This window comes from Mesorhizobium sp. M0478 (assembly GCF_040321305.1).
GTDB lineage: Bacteria > Pseudomonadota > Alphaproteobacteria > Rhizobiales > Rhizobiaceae > Mesorhizobium.
Window position 1 is genome coordinate 756,978 of record NZ_JAMYRH010000001.1, and the last position, 16,854, is coordinate 773,831.

The following is a 16,854-nucleotide window of genomic DNA, read 5'->3' on the forward strand; positions in this document are numbered from 1 at the left end:
TTTCCTCAAGCGACTAGGACAAGACCATGCAGATCGGAATGATGGGACTGGGCAGGATGGGCGCCAACATGGTGCGCCGCCTGATGCGCGACGGCCATGAATGCGTCGTCTACGACATCAACCCGGCAAGCGTTGCCGCCCTGGTTGCCGATGGCGCCATCGGCGCCGCCTCCATGGAAGAGTTCGTCGGCAAGCTGTCCAAGCCGCGTAGCGCCTGGCTGATGCTGCCGGCGGCGATCACCGGCAGGATCGCCGACCAGATGGCAGCATTGATGGAGCCCGGCGATATCATCATCGACGGCGGCAATTCCTATTATCACGACGCTGTCGACCAGGCGGCCGAGCTCGCGGCCAAGGGCCTGCACTATGTCGATGTCGGCACCAGCGGCGGCGTCTGGGGCTTGGAGCGCGGCTATTGCCTGATGATCGGTGGCCCCGACACGGCGGTCAAACACCTCGACCCGATCTTCGCCACGCTGGCGCCCGGCGCCGATGTCGGCGCCACGCCCGACAAGGCGGGTGGAACCGCACCCTTTGGCTACCTGCATTGCGGACCGAGCGGCGCCGGCCATTTCGTCAAGATGATCCATAACGGCATCGAGTATGGCGTCATGGCCGCCTATGCCGAAGGCATGAACATTTTGAAATCGGCAAATGCCGGCAAAAGACAGCGCACGGCGGACGCCGAGACCAGCCCTTTGGAAAACCCGCAATACTATCAGTTCGACATCGACCTGCCGCAAGTGGCCGAGGTCTGGCGCCATGGCAGTGTGATCGGCTCGTGGCTGCTCGACCTCACCGCCGGCGCACTGAAGAGCGACCCGGCATTGGCCCAGTTCGGCGGCCGCGTCTCCGATTCCGGCGAAGGACGCTGGACGCTGAAGGCGGCGATCGACACCGGCGTGCCGGCGCCGGTTCTGTCCTCGGCTTTGTTCGACCGCTTCTCCTCGCAGGGCGAATCCGAATTCGCCGACAAGCTGCTGTCGGCCATGCGCTATGCCTTTGGCGGCCATGTCGAAAAGCCGAAGGCCGGCAAGTGAAGGCCGCAGGGGAGACGCGCAAGATGAGCCCGGAACGGTCCGACACGCTGGTGCTCTTCGGAGCAACCGGCGACCTTGCCCACAAGAAGATATTTCCGGCCCTCTACCAGATGGTAGCCAAGGGGACGCTGACCGAGCCGGTGATCGGCGTCGCCTTCGATGCCTGGGACATCAACCAATTGCAGGCGCGGGCCCGCGACGGCATCGTCAACGCTCTCGGCAAGATCGACGAAAAGATCTTCGCCAAATTCGCCAGTCTGCTGCGCTATGTCAGCGGCGACTACCGCGACGGCGCGACCTTCGAGAAGCTGAAGACGGCGCTCGGCTCGGCGCAGCGGCCTCTGCACTATATGGCGGTGCCGCCGACCATGTTCGAGACCGTCGTCCAGGGGCTGGAGCAATCCGGTACCGCGCATGGCGCGCGGCTGATGGTGGAAAAGCCGTTCGGCCACGATCTCCAATCGGCGCGCTGGCTGAACCGCGTGCTGCATCTGGTGTTCGAAGAGCAGTCGATCTTCCGCATCGACCACTATCTCGGCAAGGAGGCGATCCAGAACCTGCTCTATTTCCGCTTTGCCAATTCCTTTCTCGAGCCGATCTGGAACCGCAACTTCGTCGAAAGCGTACAGATCACCATGGCCGAGGACTTCGGCGTTGAAGGCCGTGGCAAATTCTATGACGATGTCGGCGCTATCCGCGACGTGATCGAGAACCATCTGCTCAACATCCTTTTGCTGCTCGCCATGGAACCGCCGGTCGGCCGCTCGGCCGACGATCTGATCGACGAGAAGGTGCAGGTGCTGCGCGCCATCCGCACGCTGACCAAGGACGACGTCGTGCGCGGCCAGTTCACCGGCTACCTCGCTGAACCCGGCGTGAAGCCGAACTCGCCGGTCGAAACCTTTGCCGCGGTGCGCTTCATGGTCGACACCTGGCGCTGGCAGGACGTGCCCTTCTTCATCCGCACCGGCAAGAACATGCCGGTGCATGTGACCGAAGTGATCGTGCGGCTGAAGCGGCCGCCGCTCGACGTCTTCGATCCGATCAAGCCCAGCGACGCCAATTACGTGCGCTTCCGCATCGACCCGCAGGTGGCGATCTCGATCGGCGCGCAGCGCAAGGCGCCCGGCGACGACATGGTCGGCGAGCAGGTCGAGCTCACCGCGCTCGACGATTCGAAGGGCGACATGCCGCCCTATGAGCGGCTGATCGGCGATGCCATGAACGGCAATGGCCAATTGTTCACCCGCCAGGATGCCAGCGAGCTTGCCTGGCGCATTGTCGGCCCGGTGCTCGGCGACACCACGCCGCCGCATATGTATGAGCCGAAGACCTGGGGGCCGGCCGACGCCATGGCCAGCTTCGGGCCGCCCAACGGCTGGATCAATCCGAGTTGAGCAATTCCAGGAAAGTGCGAGCGGTCTTTCCGTCCGGAATTGCGTAAAAACAAAGACTTGGAGCATTCCCCCGTTTCCCTGAAACGGGGAACGCGCCAAGTGAGCGGAGGAAACGACATGGCCAAGGCAGCCAGGCCCGCGAAGGCCAAGGCGGAACCGATCGTGCTGACGATCGATGTCGGCGGCTCGCATGTGAAAATCCTCACCAGCGCAGGCGGCGAGATGCGCCGGGCCGATTCCGGACCGGACCTGACGCCGCAGCAGATGGTCGCCACGGTGAAGACGCTGGCCGAAGGGCTGCCCTATGACGTGATCTCGATGGGCTATCCCGGCCCGGTCAGGCACAACAGGCCTTCGCTCGATCCCGCCAATCTCGGCAAGGGCTGGGACGGCTACGATTTTGCCGCCGCCTTCGGCAAGCCGGTCAAGGTCGTCAACGACGCGCTGCTGCAGGCGATCGGCAGCTACGATGGCGGGCGCATGCTGTTCCTCGGCCTCGGCACCGGCCTGGGCGCGGCGATGATCCTCAACAATGTCGGCCAGCCGATGGAACTGGCGCATCTGCCGTACCGCAAGGGCGGCAGTTTCGAAGATTATGTCGGCGAGCGCGGCCTGGAGAAATACGGCAAGAAGAAATGGCGCAAATACGTTTTCGACGTCGTCGGGCGGCTGCGTGCGGCGCTGCAGCCGGATTATGTCGTCATCGGCGGCGGCAATGTCGACAGACTGGATGAATTGCCCGCCACATCCAGGCGCGGCGACAATACGCGCGCTTTCGAGGGCGGTTTTCGACTATGGCGCGACAAGGCGCTCATCGTCTGATAGTATTAAAATTCAGTATAGTTGTTCAAAATGACGTGTGGCGCGATACGAAGTCATTGCGTTACGCAGATTTGGCGATTAGATCGGTGGCACCGGATGGAATCATCTGGCGCAACCGCACATATGCGGCAAGACAAATGACTAGAGCGGATTTCCGGCTCCGCTGGAACCACTCTGGGAGTTTCCGCCACCCCCCTAGCGACGGAGAGATAAATTGGCCGACGACAGCAACGACTCTGACAAGGACATCGACCTGCTCGAGCTTACCGCCCATATTGTGTCCGCTTACGTCGAGAAGAACCGCTTGCCCGTTGCCGGCCTGAGCGATCTCATCGCCAGCGTTGCGGCGTCGATCGGCGGGCTCAGCCAGCCGCCGGCCCCAGTGGCGGCGCCGCAGATCCCGGCCGTCAATCCCAAGCGGTCGGTGACGCCGGACTACATCATCTGCCTCGAGGACGGCAAAAAATTCAAATCGCTGAAGCGCCATCTCGGCGTCCATTTCAACCTGACGCCGGAAGCCTATCGTACCAAATGGGGCCTGCCGGCCGACTATCCGATGGTTGCCCCCAACTACGCGGCGTCGCGCTCCGAGCTGGCCAAGTCGATCGGCCTCGGCCGCAAGGCTGCAGTGGCCGCGCCGGCGAAAGCCAAGGGTCGGAAGGCCAAAGTTCCGGCCTGAGTGGGATCAGCGCCTCGGCCCTGAGCCAATCGTTTGGACGACTGGAACAGAAGCCTGCCGGCGAATGAGCCTTGGCAGGCTTCGTGCTTTTATGGCTTGTACCTCTGAGTGTCAGGACTTTGGGGGAGCAGCCATGAACTACGCCAGAATGGTGATCGAGAAAGAGGCGCCGGAGGAATACGGCTACGATCGCATTCGGTTCAATCTCTCCGAAAGCTCGATCGCCGATCAGAAACTCTCCGACGTCGGCCTGTCGCTGCCGGATCTCACGCTGTTCTACGGCGAGCATCGCGGCGACAAGGAGTTGCGGGCGCTGATCGCGGCGCAGGATTCCGGCATTTCGCCTGACGATGTTCTTGTGACCGCCGGTGCGGCGGGCGCGCTCTTCATCATTTCGACCTCGCTTCTGTCGGAGCGCGACCACCTTGTCGTCGTCCGGCCGAACTACGCCACCAACATCGAGACCCCCAAGGCGATCGGCTGCGCCATCTCCTATGTCGATCTCGATTTCGACGCAGGCTTTGCCATCGATTTCGGCCGCGTCGCCGCCAGCATGCAACCGAACACCAAGCTGATCAGCGTCACCTGCCCGCACAACCCGACCGGCACGATGATGGGCCGGGCCGATCTCGACGCGCTGATTGCGCTGGCTGAAGCGAGCGGCTGCCATCTGCTGGTCGACGAGACCTATCGCGACCTCTCCTATGGACAGCGCCTGCCGGCGGCGGCTTCTCTCAGCCCCAAGGCGATCAGCGTCTCGTCGCTGTCGAAAGCCTTCGGCATTCCCGGCATCCGCATTGGCTGGCTGATCACCAGCGATGCCGAACTGCAGGAGCGCTTCCTCGCCGCCAAGGAGCAGATCGGCATTTGCGGCAGCGTCATCGACGAAGGCATTGCGCGCGGCATGCTGGGGCGCCGCGACGCTTTCTTGGGCGCGCTGCTGCCCGAGATGGCGAAACGCCGCGACATTGTGCAAGACTGGATCGACCGCGAGCCGCTGGTCGACTGGGTGCGGCCACAAGGCGGCGTCGTCGGATTTCCAAGGCTCAATGTCAGTCCAGACTTCGACCTCGACCGTTTCTACGTCAATCTCTTGGAAAACCACGGCACCTATGTCGGTCCCGGCCACTGGTTCGATATGCCCAAGCGCTTCTTCCGCGTCGGTTTCGGCTGGCCGAAAGAGGCGGAATTACAGGGCGGCCTCGACGCCATCACCGCCGCGCTGAGGCAGTAACGTCCGCGTGCAATCGGGCGAGCGGCTGGAAAACCGCTTGATCCAGGCCCGATTTTCACGCATACGCGCCCCGAACTTTGATAAGTTTCATTGGCCGGAACAGCGCCCATTTCCGGGAAGTGCCCCGCCGGCCAATGCAAGCAACGGGGCCTGTATCCATGACATCCCATTCCCATACACCGCCTGACCGGCGTTACGCCGCCTTCCGCCATCGCTCCTTCCTGAGCTATTGGGCGGCGCGTTTCCTGACCACCTTCGCCACCATGATCGTGTCCGTCGCCGTCGGCTGGCAGATCTATGATCTGACGCGCGATCCCTTCGATCTCGGCATTGTCGGCATCGTCCAGTTCCTGCCGTCGCTGCTGCTGGTGCTGGTCACCGGCGTTGTCGCCGACCGTTTCGGCCGCCGCCTGATCATGGCGCTGGCGACGGTAGTCGAGGCAGGTTGTGCGCTTGTCCTGTTGTACTTCACGCTGCGCGGTCTCGTCAGCCCGCTGCCGATCTTCATCGTGCTGGCTATGTTCGGCCTGGCGCGCGCTTTTTATGGGCCGGCCTCGTCGTCGCTGTTCGCCAACCTTGTTCCGCCGGAAGATTTCGGCAATGCGATCGCCTGGAACTCGTCCGCCTGGCAAACGGCGACCATTGTCGGCCCGGTCGCCGGCGGCCTGCTCTATGGCGTCTCGGCCGAAGCCGCTTACGCCGTTGCCTCCGTGCTGATGCTGGTGGCCGGTCTGCTGATCTTCACCATTCCGAAACCGGCCCAGCAGAGCGCCACCGACAAGCCGACGATGGAGACGCTGTTTGCCGGCTTCCGATACATCTGGAGCGAGAAGATCGTCCTGGGCGCCATCTCGCTCGACCTCTTCGCCGTGCTTCTGTCCGGTGCCTCGGCGCTGCTGCCGGTCTATGCCCGCGATATTCTGGAACTCGGCCCGTGGGGCCTCGGCCTGCTGCGCTCGGCGCCCGGCATCGGCGCCATCTGTGTCGCGGTCTGGCTTGCCGGGCATCCGCTGCGCGACAATGCCGGCAAGATCATGCTCGGCTTCGTCGCCGGGTTCGGCGCCTTCACCGTGCTGTTCGGCGTCTCGACCATCACCTGGCTGTCGATCCTGGCCCTTGCCGGCCTCGGCGCCACCGACATGTTCAGCGTCTATATCAGGGAGACGCTGATCCAGCTGTGGACACCCGACGAGGTGCGCGGCCGCGTCAACGCCGTCAACCAGGTCTTCGTCGGCGCCTCCAACGAAGTCGGCGAGTTCCGCGCCGGCACCATGGCGGCGCTGATCGGCACCGTGCCGGCGGTGGTGATCGGCGGCGTCGGTGCGATTGCCGTCGCCGGACTGTGGGCGGTGCTGTTTCCGCAACTGCGAAGGGTGCGGCATCTCAACAGCCGCAACTGATCGAGTAAGCCGCAGGATCCGGCGCTCGGTCCAAATCAGCTTGCGCCGATGACGGCTGAGATGGGCCGGAAGCGGATGGGCCGGTTCTGGGCGAACTAGCCAGATGGCGGGGCAGCCACAGGGTGGACATTTCAGTCCATATGGAAAATGATTATGTTGCCATGCACAATACTGCAGTGCTCTGGTCTCGACGAGAAACCTTAAATATAGAAGAGAACCACCCGACCTCCGGGTCCAGCTAGCGGGGACGCAAATGGACACTTCAGGGAATCGGCAATCGCATCGCGACGCAAGCGGGCGACCCAGCCGATCGGTCGGCTGGCTGGCCCGCTCCGCCGTCCCAGTGGCATTCCTGCTCGGCATGGCTTTCAGCAGCAACGCGTTTGCGCAGGACCAGCAACTGCCGGTGGTGACGGCGGCCAAGCCGGTGGTGCGTGAAATCGTCGAAGACGACGAGTTCGTCGGGCGCTTCGAAGCCGTCGACGAGGTCGCCATCCGTTCGCGCGTCAGCGGCTATCTGGACAACATCAGCTTCCAGGACGGCGCACTGGTCAACAAGGGCGACCTGCTCTTCACCATCGACCAGCGTCCGTACCAGGCGGCCTACGATGCCGCCAAGTCGCAAGTAGACGTCGCCAAGTCCCTGCTCGAATTCTCCAAGATGCAGTTGGATCGCGCCGATGAACTCGCCAAGACCGGCAATATCTCGGCCGCGACGGTCGACGACCGTCGGCGGGAATACCTTTCGGCGCAGGCGCAGATGCAAGGCGCGACGGCTGCGCTGACGACGGCCAACCTGAACCTGGAGTTCACCGAGATCAAGGCGCCCTTGTCCGGCCGCATCGACCGCCGGCTGGTGTCGGTCGGCAACCTCGTGCAGCCGGATTCCACCTTGCTGACGACTATCGTCACGCGCGATCCGATCGACTTCTATTTCGACGTCGATGAGCGCCTGTATTTCAGCTACGCCCGCGACGCGAAGGAGCGCGGCGGCAGCATGCAGGAAGGCGCCGGCGGGCTCGAGGTGGTGGTTCGCGTCGCCGACCGCGCGGAGGCGGTATTCAAGGGCAAGCTCGATTTTGCCGAGAACCGGATCGACAACGCGACCGGCACCATGCGGGTGCGTGCAAGGTTTGCCAACGCCGACGGCGTTCTCCAGCCAGGCATGTTCGGGCGCATCAACGTGCCGGGGTCGCTGCCGCATAGCGGCGTCCTGGTGCCCGACGAGGCGGTCGGCGCCGATCAGGATCGCCGCATCGTGTACCTGGTGGATGAGGCCGGGATGGTGTCGGCGAAGCCCGTGCGCACCGGCCCGCTTCTCGACGGCTACCGGGTGATCCGCGCGGGCCTGACCGGCGACGAGACGATCATCGTCAACGGGCTGATGCACGCCAGGCCCGGCACCAAGGTGAAAGTCGAGATGGTGACGTTGCCGCCCAAGGTCGAGACCGCCGGGTTGCAGCAATGAGGTTCGCCCATTTCTTCGTCGACCGTCCGATCTTCGCATCGGTGGTTTCGATCGTCCTGCTGATCCTCGGCGGGATTGCCTATACCCAGCTGCCGATCGCGCAATATCCCGAGATCGCGCCGCCGACCATCGTCGTTCGCGCCCAGTACCCGGGCGCCGACGCCGAGACAGTGGCAGCGACGGTGGCAACGCCGATCGAGCAGGAGATCAACGGCGTCGAGGGCATGCTTTACATGTCGTCCTATTCGTCGGGCGACGGGGCGATGGCGCTGACCATCACCTTCAAGCTAGGCACCGATCTCGACCAGGCGCAGGTGCTGGTACAGAACCGCGTGTCGGTCGCCGAGCCGCGCCTGCCCGAAGAAGTCCGCCGCCTCGGCATCACCACCATCAAGAGCTCGCCCGACCTGATGATGGTCGTGCACATGCTGTCGCCCGACAATACCTACGACCAGCTCTACGTCTCGAACTACGCCCGCTCGCGGGTGCGCGACATACTGCTCAGGTTGGACGGCGTCGGCGACCTCATCATCTTTGGCGAACGCGAATATTCGCTGCGCATCTGGCTCGATCCGGAAAAACTGTCCGCCCTGGGGATGACCTCGGGCGATGTGGTGCAGGCGCTGCGCGACCAGAACGTCCAGGTGTCAGGCGGCTCCATCGGCGCGCCGCCGACCAATACCGGCACGGCGTTCCAGTACACGGTCACCACGCAAGGCCGCTTCAACGACGCACGGGACTTCCGATACGTGATCGTCAAATCGGCCGAAGACGGCCGCCTGATCCAGCTGCAGGACGTGGCGCGCATCGAGCTCGGCGCCAAGGATTACGTCACCAACTCCTATCTCAACGGCAAACCGGCGGTGGCGCTCGCCATCTTCCAGCGGCCAGGCACCAATGCGCTCGCCGCAGCCGCGGAGATCCAGGACAAGATGAAGGAGCTTTCCCAGGACTTCCCGAAGGGATTGAGCTACGACATCGTCTACAATCCGACCGAGTTCGTCGCCGAGTCGATCCAGGAGGTCTACAAGACGATCCTCGAGGCGATGGTTCTGGTCATCATCGTCATCATCGTCTTCCTGCAATCGTGGCGCATGGCGATCGTGCCGATCGTGGCGATCCCCGTGTCGCTGATCGGCACGCTGGCGGTGCTTTACGCCGCCGGCTTCTCCCTCAACATGCTGACGCTGTTCGGCCTCGTGCTGGCCATCGGCATCGTCGTCGACGATGCGATCGTCGTGGTCGAGAACGTCGAGCGAAATATCGCCAGCGGGCTGGCGCCCAATCCGGCGTCGCATCTGACCATGGACGAAGTCGGAACGGCGGTCATCGCGATCTCGCTGGTGCTGATAGCCGTGTTCGTGCCGACAGCCTTCATTCCCGGCATTTCCGGGCAGTTCTACCTGCAGTTTGCGATCACCATCGCGGTGTCGACGGCGATCTCGGCATTCAATTCGCTGACGCTCTCGCCGGCCTTGGCCGCGCTGCTGTTCAAGCCGCACCACACTGCTGCGGCGCCGCCGCGCTTTTTCCTGGCGCGGTTCGGACGGGCGCTCGCCGACGGCTTCAATCGCGGCTTCGACAAGGTCGCCCATTGGTATTCGAGCATCGTGCGCGTGTTGGTCGGCTCGCGGATAGCGATCGCCGCCACGCTGGCCGTTTTCGCGGCCCTCATCTACGCCACGGTCTATATGGTTCAGACGGTGCCGCGCGGTTTCATTCCGTCGCTCGACCAGGGCTATGCGATCGTCGTCGTCCAGTTGCCGGACGGCGCCTCGCTATCGCGGACCGATGCCGTCATCCAGCAGGCGTCGCAGATCATCCAGAAAACGCCGGGCGTCGACTACGCGGTCGCCTTCGCCGGCTTCTCCGGTGCCACCTTTACCAATGCCAGCAACGCGGGCGTGATCTTCGCCAGGTTCAAGCCGTTTGACGAGCGACTGGAAGCCGGCCAGTCCGCGACCCAGGTCATCGGCAATTTGTTCGGCAGCCTGCAAAGCATCAAGGAAGCCTTCATTATCGCACTGCCGCCGCCGCCGATCCGCGGCGTCGGCAATGCCGGCGGCTTCAAGCTGCAGATCCAGGAGCGCAACAGCGCCGACATGCGGCAGATCCTGGCGCTTGCCTATGAAATTGCCGGCAAGGCCAACAAGACGGCGGGGCTGACCGGCGTGTTCACCACCTTCTCCGCGTCCAGCCCGCAATTCTTCCTGGCGATCGATCGCGACAAGGCGCGCATCCTGAACGTGCCGATCCCCAACATCTTCGAGACGCTGTCGATCAATCTGGGCACCGCCTACGTCAACGACTTCAACGCTTTCGGGCGCGTCTACCAGGTGCGCGCGCAGGCCGACCAGGCGTTCCGCCTCGATCGCGCCGACATCTTGAAACTGAAGGTGCGCTCGGCGACCGGCGCGCTGGTTCCGCTGGGCACGTTGATCGAGATCCGCGACGTCACCGGCCCGGCGCTGGTCCAGCGCTACAACATGTACGTCTCCGTGCCGCTGCAGGGCAACGCCGCGCCCGGTGTTTCCACCGGCGATGCGCTTGCCAAGATGGAAGCGATCACGGCACAGACGTTGCCGGCCGGTACCTCCTACGAATGGACCGAACTCGCCTATCAGGAGCGCAACACCGGCAATGCCGCTGTCTATATCTTCGGACTGTCGGTGCTGTTCGTGTTCCTGGCGCTGGCGGCGCAATATGAAAGCTGGGTGCTGCCGTTCGCCATCGTGCTGGTGGTGCCGCTCGGCGTGCTCGCAGCGTTGCTCGGCGTGTCGTTCCGAGGGCTGGACAACAACATCCTCGTGCAGATCGGCCTCATCGTGCTGATCGGGCTTGCCGCCAAGAACGCGATCCTGATCGTCGAGTTCGCGCGGCAGGCCCAGGAACGCGGCCTGTCGGCAGCCGAGGCTGCCGTCGAAGCCTGCCGGCTCAGGCTGCGGCCGATCCTGATGACCGCCTTCTCGTTCATCCTCGGCGTCGTGCCGCTGATGATCGCGACGGGCCCGGGCGCGGAAATGCGCCAGTCGCTCGGCACCGCGGTGTTCTCCGGCATGCTGGGCGTCACTTTCGTCGGCCTGTTCCTGACGCCGGTGTTCTACGTCACGCTCAGGTCGCTGTTCTCACGGCGCAAGCCGCATGCCGAGGCCGAGTCTTCGGCACCGGCAGAGGTGCCGTCCGAGACGGCCGCCGAGTAGTGTTACACGGGCAGTTCGTGGCGCTGCCGACTATTTCGTTTTGGTGTTGAATTCACGGTTTGCAGCATAGTTGATAGTGAAGGTGCCCGCAGGAGCGCGAACGCCCTGCTTCACGTTGGATATGGTGACTGTCGAGGTAAGGCCCCTCTCGTCAGTCAGGGTCCATCTGCGTAGATCGAGCGATTCCCTGTCAAACACCATAGTGATATTCGAATTGCCGAAGGCCGACTTGTCGGCCAGCCTGATGATCACCTGGGCGCCATCGTCCCTGATACTTTTGAGGCGATTGCCGGAAAAGTTGACCTGATTGTCGAGGAGCAGCTTGAGCGGCGTCTTCGAGAGAGCATAAAGCCGCGATGTCTTGAGCTTCTTGTTATAGACCACCAAGGATTTTCCATCTGCAATTACGCTGACCCCTGATTGGCCTGCATAGTTGAACCGGATCTTGCCCGGCCGCTGGAGGAAAAATTTCCCTTTGGTCCTTTCCGCTCTTGGGCCCGACTGGACAAAGTCCCCGGACATGGACTTTACCGATGAGAAGTGATCGGCAATCGTCTTCGCTTCTACAGGTGCGGCCAAGGCCGCGGTCGAAAGTTCGGCGTTTATCGCGACAGCGCTGACAACGGCGAACCAGAAAGCCAGCAGTCTTTTGCTGTTATATGCCATTCAGTTATCCTACCCCGAGCAGGCGCGTGATCGAAAGAGATCACGCGCCTTTGAGATCAGTAGCCGTCCGGGCACTGAGCAACGTAAACTCGACCGTTCCGACCGCGATATCTGCACTGGCCGGCTTCGCTGGCGTGCCCGATGACCGCCCCGGCCAGCGCTCCGACCGCACCTCCAACAACGGCCCCTTTTACCGGGTCGCCGGCCACTGCTGCGCCTACAGCTGCGCCACCCAAACCACCGACGGCAGCGCCTTGTTCGGTGCGGGAGCATGCCGCGAGCGGAATGAGTAGGCTCAAAATGAGCAGCGTCTTCTTCATTGGTTCTCTCCTGGGGCCGTTATTAGCCGAAGCTTAAATGCGCCACGGAGTTTTTCGATCCATCGGAGTGTTTGGGGCGCAATCCAAATCTGCGGGAACGGGCTAAGGTCCCGGATCCATCGTACACGCCTCCCAGAGGTAAGTCGTCTTTGGGCAAGCTAGGCCGTTCATAGTAGTTGGATTTGCTCTATCCCTCAGTAGGCTTTCCGAAGATCAGGCTCAAAAACTCGCTCAGCCAGCGCTTGAGGTGCATATCCCAGATCAGCCGGCCGCCGAGATGGTCGCGGCCGGGCTGCGCTCCGGGCAGTTCGAAACGATGTGCGCCGCGCACCACCCAGCGCTGCATCATCATCCTGGTCAGTTCGCCATGGAACTGGATGCCCCAGGCATTGTCGCCATAGCGAAACGCCTGGTTGGGGTAGGTTTCCGCCGTCGCCAGCAGCGTCGCATCCCTGGGCAGCGAAAAGCCTTCGCGGTGAAACTGGTAGACCATGTCAGGCCAGGGCAGCAGCTTCTTGCCGGCTTCGGTCGGCTTCAGCGGATACCAGCCGATCTCGACCAGCCCCTCGCCATGCCCCTCGACCTTGCCGCCGAGATGGTTGGCCAGCATCTGCGCGCCAAGGCAGATGCCGAGGAAGGGCCGGTTCTCCTTTAGCGGAACATTGAGCCAGTTGGTCTCGCGGCGGACGAACTCATCTTCGTCATTGGCGCTCATCGGCCCGCCGAACACCACGGCGCCGGCGTGTCCCTCCAGCGTCTCCGGCAGGCTGTCGCCGAGAGGCGGCCGGCGGATGTCGAGGTCGAAACCTTCCTCGAGCAGCATGTGGCCAACCCGGCCGGGGCTCGAAGTCTCCTGATGCAGCACGATCAGGATTTTTGGTTTCGAGCTCGGTCTGGGCGGCATGGAAAGGCGGAATCCTATTCGTCGCTCGACGTTCCGCTGGCGCCGGGCGCGGCGGCCGCCGCCTTGCGGCGCGCCTCGACGCGATCCTGGCGCTCGACACCGATCAGTTCGGCAACGCGCCAGACGGTGTTGTCCTCCAACTCATGCAGTTCGCCGTCGGCATAGACGATTTCCCACATCAGGCCGATGAAAGCCTTGCGAGCCTCGGCGTCGAGATGGCGCTTCAAGACGCTGGTGAAGGCATAGAGGTCGATCGCCTCATTGTCGGCGCGCTCGCCGGCGGCAGCCAGCGCATCGAGTTCGTCGCCGCTGATCGAATAGCTGTCAGCCAGCACCTGCTTGAACCGCTCCCACTCGACATCCTGGCGCACGCCGTCGGCATTCATCACATGATAGAGCAAAGCCGACGCCGCAACGCGCGGATCGTCCGCATTCGCGCGAGCCCCAGCCCCGGAGGGCAGGTCTTTCAGAAAGGCCAGGACGCGTTCGAACATGGTACTCACTTCACATTATTGGAGCATGATCTTTTCCAAAAACCGGTATCCACTTTTTGGGATCATGCTTCAGGGATCAAAACAGGCGGAAGCGGCGCGGTGACTTCTCCGCTTCGTCATCGGGGTCGACGCCGGGGTCGTCGGGCAGCCGAGCCAGTTCCTCGGCAGGTTCGACGGGTTCGGCGTCGTTTGGTATTGCGGCGAAAGCGGCGGCGGTGACCGGCGTGACCTGGTCGTCGCCCACAGCGGGCTTCGGCTCGGTCGGCGCCTCGCTGATCGTCTTGGCAACGGCGGGATGATCGATCACTTCGGCTTCCTTTGCCGGCTTGGCGGGTGCCGCAAGCACCGGCACATCGGCTTCGTCTTCATGGCTGTCGATGAGCTGGCCCAGCCGCTCCATCGGTGCGCGCCAGGCGAAAGCGTCGAGCTTGCCGCTGACCGGCGACACCGGCGCCCAGCGTTCGGAGACGACGCCGTCGGCGACCCAGGCCGGATCGCGCGGCGCCCTGACCGCCTTGGACAGCAATTGCCTGATCTTGCCCTGGTCGCCGGTCTCTGCCTCCTCGATATCGGCCAGCAGCAGGTAAGCGCCTTCCCGGCGATCCATGCGGATCGCCGCTTCCGCCTCGCGGCGGGCGGTGGAAAAATCCTGCGCATCGAGCGCGGCGCGCGCCACCGTCATCGACGATTCGGCATTGTTGCGCTTCAGCTCCTGCAGCTTCTTCGCCCGGTTGAGACGATCGACCACGGCATCTCCCGGCCTTGCATGGGTGTAGAGCTCGGCGATCTCGGGATGCGGCTCCGCCTTCCAGGCTGCCTCAAGGATCTTCGAGCCTTTGCGCACATCGTTCTGTTTGAACAGAAGATTGGCGGCTGCAACCGCGGCCGGTGCGAAATCGGGCGCGAGCTTGTTGGCCTCGAGTGCCGCTGTCTTGGCTGCATTGGGGTCGCTATCGGTCAGCGCCTGCGCCTTGGCGGTCAACAGCACAGCGCGGCGGCGATTGGCGGCGTCGCGTTCGATCTGCCTGGTCGACTTCTGCGCCTCCACCAGCTTCAGCGCGCCGTCCCAGTCGCCGCGCCCGGTCAGATCCTCCAGCGTCGATTCGGCGGCCCAAGCCAGTTGCGGCGCGACGGAAGCGGCGCGCCCGGCATAGTGACGCGCCGCGTTGCGGTCGCCGAGCCGCTCGGCTTCGAGATAGAGCCCGCGCAGGCCAAGCAGCCGCATTTCGGGATCGTCGAGCATCGCCTCGAATTTTTCGCGCGCGCCCTCATGGTCGCCTTCGAGCAGCGAGGCTTGCGCTTCGAGCAGCTGGATCAGCGGCTCCTGGTCGGAGCGGATCAGTTTGGCGGCTTCCTTGGACTTCTTGCGGGCCAGCGCGCCATCGCCGGCGCCGGCTGCGATCATGCCGGTCGACAGCGCCTGATAGCCACGGTCGCGGCGGCGGACGCGGAAATAGCGCGAGATCGTGTACGGGCTGTTCCACAGCGACTTGATCAGCCACCAGACGATCATCACCGCTGCGACGACGGCAACGATCGCCACCGCCGCCACCATCAGGCTGACCTGGTATTGGTAACCGTTGAAGGTGACGACCATCTCGCCGGGACGATCGGCCAGCCAGGCAAAGCCGAGGCCGAGCGCGAAGACGGCGGCGAGAAAGATGAGAATGCGGATCATCGTGTCGTCCTCATGCCTTCATCGCACCTGCAATCAGCGCGTCGACCTGCGTCTCGACGTCGATGCGCGCCTTCAGTTTGCCGGCAAAGTAGGCGCCAGCAGCCTTGACCGCATCCGGCAGCGTTGCGTATTCGCTGAGCGCCTTGGCGTAGTCGCCCTGATTGACCGCCACTTCGATGCGCGCCACGGTTTCCGGCGCGCCGGCGCCTTCGACGGCGCCGATCGGCCGGACCTTGACCAGCGATTCGGCGCTCGACAAAAGGTTCTGGAAGAAGCCGGCATTTTCATCGACCGGCGTTGCCGCCGCGACCATCGCACTGGCCGCGGCGTCGGCCTCGCCGGCGATCTCGGTGCGGGTCGGGACGCCCTTTTCAGCGTAGGGGCGCAGCGCTGCAATCTGCGGTGCATCGGGCGAGATCGCCGCGAAGGTCTCCAACTCGGCGGCGAACGGCGCGCCGCGGTCAAGCGCCGCCTTCAAGGCCGAAGCGGCGATGGCCATCGCGATCTTTGGCTGCGAGGCCTGCGCATCGACCTTGCCGGCGAGCTGCGTCACCGACTGCTCCAGCGCGGCGATCTTGCCTTCCTGCGTCTTGGCTGCCTCACCGGCCGATTTCACCAGTGCGTCGAGGCCCGCCAGTCTTTCATTGAGCGGCGCGAGATCGACGGGCGCTGCACCACCGGTCTGGCCAAGGGCGGCAACCGCGGTCTCGATCTGCTTGACCTTGTCGCCAAGCGAGGCAAGCCCGGCATTGTCGCCGGCGCCGCCCCTTTCGACCGCCGATTTCAGCGATGCGACATCGGCCTTGACCTGATCCAGCGCCGAAGACAGACCGTCGACCTTGGCCGTTGCGGCGCCATTGCCGCTGGCTTCCCTGAGGTCGGCGATTTCGCGCTTCAGCGAAGCGATCTCGCCATTGACGCCGTCGAGCGAGACCGTGCCCGCCCCTGAGCCCGGAGCGCCAAGCACGCCGGCAAACTGCAGCCCCCCGGCGGCAGCCAGCGCGATGACACCGCCGATGATGCCGGCGGCAATGCCGTTCGTGCGCTTCGGTTGCGCGGCCATGGGCTGGTTCCCGGCTGTCCTTGGGGTTTCCTTGGGTGCACCCGGCTTGGGCGAGGCATCCTCGAAACTGTAGTCGGAGGTTCTGGCGCGCGGTGGCGCATCCGAAGCGGTGGGGTAAGGCTGCTCCGCCTGGGTGGACGCCTTCGCATCGGCGCTTTCGGGAGCGGCCTGCGCCGCGGCATCGGAGTGCTCCCACGGCTCGAGATCGGCCTGATCGGCATGAACGGGCTCGTCAGGCGTCTCCGGCTGCGCATTGGCCATGGCGGCGGCATCCTCAGCCGCAACCGACCCTGCCGGGGCCTCGACGTCGTCCGAGTTGGCGACATCCGTCTTGGCGGCATCCGCATCGGCAATGCGCGAGACAGCGCCGGGTTCGAGTTCGATGGTCACCGGCTCGCGGTGGCTTTTCGAATGTCGCATCTTCGGCGTCTTGACCATGCCTGGGCTCCGCAATCCTGCTTCATCTGGGCGCCCGACGGCGCGTGATGG

At 63.9% G+C, this 16,854-nt stretch carries 14 protein-coding genes; 8 read left to right on the forward strand and 6 right to left on the reverse strand.

Annotated elements, in window-relative coordinates:
* The first annotated feature begins 26 nt into the window (after positions 1 to 26).
* The 8 genes from gnd (at position 27) to NKI64_RS03715 (ending at position 11,240) form a co-directional block, all read left to right on the forward strand.
* Positions 27 to 1,040, forward strand: coding sequence for a phosphogluconate dehydrogenase (NAD(+)-dependent, decarboxylating) (gene gnd, locus NKI64_RS03680; protein WP_023670467.1), 1,014 nt, complete (start codon positions 27 to 29; stop codon positions 1,038 to 1,040).
* 23 nt (positions 1,041 to 1,063) lie between these two features.
* Positions 1,064 to 2,437 carry a glucose-6-phosphate dehydrogenase gene (gene zwf / locus NKI64_RS03685; RefSeq protein WP_023687745.1) on the forward strand — a complete coding sequence of 458 codons (1,374 nt, stop codon included), beginning with the start codon at positions 1,064 to 1,066 and terminating at the stop codon, positions 2,435 to 2,437.
* 117 nt (positions 2,438 to 2,554) lie between these two features.
* Entirely contained in the window at positions 2,555 to 3,259 is a 705-nt protein-coding gene (locus tag NKI64_RS03690) for an ROK family protein (protein WP_023715876.1), read from the forward strand.
* 214 nt (positions 3,260 to 3,473) lie between these two features.
* Positions 3,474 to 3,938: a Ros/MucR family transcriptional regulator gene (locus NKI64_RS03695; RefSeq protein ID WP_023687743.1), complete on the forward strand. Its 465-nt coding sequence runs from the start codon at positions 3,474 to 3,476 to the stop codon at positions 3,936 to 3,938.
* Between the two features lie 133 nt (positions 3,939 to 4,071).
* Positions 4,072 to 5,172 (forward strand): pyridoxal phosphate-dependent aminotransferase, encoded by a 1,101-nt coding sequence (locus tag NKI64_RS03700; protein ID WP_023687742.1) that lies wholly within the window; start codon positions 4,072 to 4,074, stop codon positions 5,170 to 5,172.
* A gap of 158 nt (positions 5,173 to 5,330) precedes the next feature.
* The gene (locus NKI64_RS03705; RefSeq protein WP_023730214.1) at positions 5,331 to 6,572 is read left to right on the forward strand and encodes an MFS transporter; all 1,242 of its coding nucleotides are present in this window, start codon (positions 5,331 to 5,333) and stop codon (positions 6,570 to 6,572) included.
* 361 nt (positions 6,573 to 6,933) lie between these two features.
* Positions 6,934 to 8,040 carry an efflux RND transporter periplasmic adaptor subunit gene (locus NKI64_RS03710; protein ID WP_050589163.1) on the forward strand — a complete coding sequence of 369 codons (1,107 nt, stop codon included), beginning with the start codon at positions 6,934 to 6,936 and terminating at the stop codon, positions 8,038 to 8,040.
* Entirely contained in the window at positions 8,037 to 11,240 is a 3,204-nt protein-coding gene (locus NKI64_RS03715) for an efflux RND transporter permease subunit (RefSeq protein ID WP_023745388.1), read from the forward strand. The genes NKI64_RS03710 and NKI64_RS03715 overlap by 4 nt, the downstream gene beginning before the upstream one ends.
* 30 nt (positions 11,241 to 11,270) lie before the next feature.
* Here NKI64_RS03715 and NKI64_RS03720 read toward each other — a convergent pair whose 3' ends face one another.
* The 6 genes from NKI64_RS03720 to NKI64_RS03745 all read right to left on the reverse strand — a co-directional run bounded on the left by NKI64_RS03720 (position 11,271) and on the right by NKI64_RS03745 (position 16,803).
* Positions 11,271 to 11,906 (reverse strand): LolA family protein, encoded by a 636-nt coding sequence (locus tag NKI64_RS03720; protein WP_023828722.1) that lies wholly within the window; start codon positions 11,904 to 11,906, stop codon positions 11,271 to 11,273.
* Between the two features lie 56 nt (positions 11,907 to 11,962).
* Positions 11,963 to 12,226 carry a YMGG-like glycine zipper-containing protein gene (locus NKI64_RS03725; protein WP_023670477.1) on the reverse strand — a complete coding sequence of 88 codons (264 nt, stop codon included), beginning with the start codon at positions 12,224 to 12,226 and terminating at the stop codon, positions 11,963 to 11,965.
* Between the two features lie 187 nt (positions 12,227 to 12,413).
* Positions 12,414 to 13,130 carry a glutamine amidotransferase gene (locus NKI64_RS03730; RefSeq protein WP_352666516.1) on the reverse strand — a complete coding sequence of 239 codons (717 nt, stop codon included), beginning with the start codon at positions 13,128 to 13,130 and terminating at the stop codon, positions 12,414 to 12,416.
* Between the two features lie 14 nt (positions 13,131 to 13,144).
* Entirely contained in the window at positions 13,145 to 13,624 is a 480-nt protein-coding gene (locus NKI64_RS03735; protein WP_352666518.1) for a tellurite resistance TerB family protein, read from the reverse strand.
* A 76-nt stretch (positions 13,625 to 13,700) separates the two neighbouring features.
* Positions 13,701 to 15,302 carry a heme biosynthesis protein HemY gene (locus NKI64_RS03740; RefSeq protein ID WP_023694472.1) on the reverse strand — a complete coding sequence of 534 codons (1,602 nt, stop codon included), beginning with the start codon at positions 15,300 to 15,302 and terminating at the stop codon, positions 13,701 to 13,703.
* A 10-nt stretch (positions 15,303 to 15,312) separates the two neighbouring features.
* Positions 15,313 to 16,803: a COG4223 family protein gene (locus NKI64_RS03745; RefSeq protein WP_023694473.1), complete on the reverse strand. Its 1,491-nt coding sequence runs from the start codon at positions 16,801 to 16,803 to the stop codon at positions 15,313 to 15,315.
* Positions 16,804 to 16,854 lie beyond the last annotated feature (51 nt).

Bases quoted from the DNA above. Each gene is read 5' to 3' on its own strand.
- NKI64_RS03715 (WP_023745388.1), top strand. From the start codon at position 8,037: ATGAGGTTCGCCCATTTCTTCGTCGACCGTCCGATCTTCGCATCGGTG.
- zwf (WP_023687745.1), top strand. From the start codon at position 1,064: ATGAGCCCGGAACGGTCCGACACGCTGGTGCTCTTCGGAGCAACCGGC.
- NKI64_RS03710 (WP_050589163.1), top strand. From the start codon at position 6,934: ATGGCTTTCAGCAGCAACGCGTTTGCGCAGGACCAGCAACTGCCGGTG.
- NKI64_RS03720 (WP_023828722.1), bottom strand. From the start codon at position 11,906: ATGGCATATAACAGCAAAAGACTGCTGGCTTTCTGGTTCGCCGTTGTC.
- NKI64_RS03690 (WP_023715876.1), top strand. From the start codon at position 2,555: ATGGCCAAGGCAGCCAGGCCCGCGAAGGCCAAGGCGGAACCGATCGTG.
- gnd (WP_023670467.1), top strand. From the start codon at position 27: ATGCAGATCGGAATGATGGGACTGGGCAGGATGGGCGCCAACATGGTG.
- NKI64_RS03725 (WP_023670477.1), bottom strand. From the start codon at position 12,226: ATGAAGAAGACGCTGCTCATTTTGAGCCTACTCATTCCGCTCGCGGCA.
- NKI64_RS03730 (WP_352666516.1), bottom strand. From the start codon at position 13,130: ATGCCGCCCAGACCGAGCTCGAAACCAAAAATCCTGATCGTGCTGCAT.
- NKI64_RS03700 (WP_023687742.1), top strand. From the start codon at position 4,072: ATGAACTACGCCAGAATGGTGATCGAGAAAGAGGCGCCGGAGGAATAC.
- NKI64_RS03745 (WP_023694473.1), bottom strand. From the start codon at position 16,803: ATGGTCAAGACGCCGAAGATGCGACATTCGAAAAGCCACCGCGAGCCG.
- NKI64_RS03735 (WP_352666518.1), bottom strand. From the start codon at position 13,624: ATGTTCGAACGCGTCCTGGCCTTTCTGAAAGACCTGCCCTCCGGGGCT.
- NKI64_RS03705 (WP_023730214.1), top strand. From the start codon at position 5,331: ATGACATCCCATTCCCATACACCGCCTGACCGGCGTTACGCCGCCTTC.
- NKI64_RS03740 (WP_023694472.1), bottom strand. From the start codon at position 15,302: ATGATCCGCATTCTCATCTTTCTCGCCGCCGTCTTCGCGCTCGGCCTC.